The 389-nt window shown below is 75.1% G+C and carries 1 protein-coding gene; it reads right to left on the reverse strand.

Annotated features, from left to right (window positions below; genetic code table 11):
* The coding region (locus tag ACOADB_RS24300) for a copper resistance protein CopC (protein ID WP_378604866.1) at positions 1-389 on the reverse strand (389 nt) is incomplete at both ends.

Here is a 389-nt window from a genome sequence, read left to right on the forward strand (position 1 = left end):
CTCGCGCACCAGGTCGGGATCGAGCGAGGCCGGGTCGAACACACCGCCCGGGCCGGAGCCCAGCTGGTACGCCCCCGACAGCGGTACGGCGACCGCGGCGGCCACGACCGCCACGACCGCCGAGCCGCGCAGGAGGCGGACCAGGCGTCGTCGTACGACATCGGTGAGGCGAACCCCCCGCGCCGTCCAGGCGAGGAAGAAGGCGAGCCCACCGACGAGCAGCAGGGCGACGTAGTCGAGGCCGTGGACGATCGCCTGGATCGTCGGCAGCGCTCCCGGGTCCGCCGGGCCGACCTTCGGCGCCTCGACCTTCGCGCTCGGGGCCCCGACGTGGAAGGTCAGCGAGCCGGCGATCGGGTGCCCGTCGGCGGACACGACGCGCCAGGTGA

This window comes from Nocardioides sp. CPCC 206348, from assembly GCF_048654705.1.
Lineage (GTDB): Bacteria > Actinomycetota > Actinomycetes > Propionibacteriales > Nocardioidaceae > Nocardioides.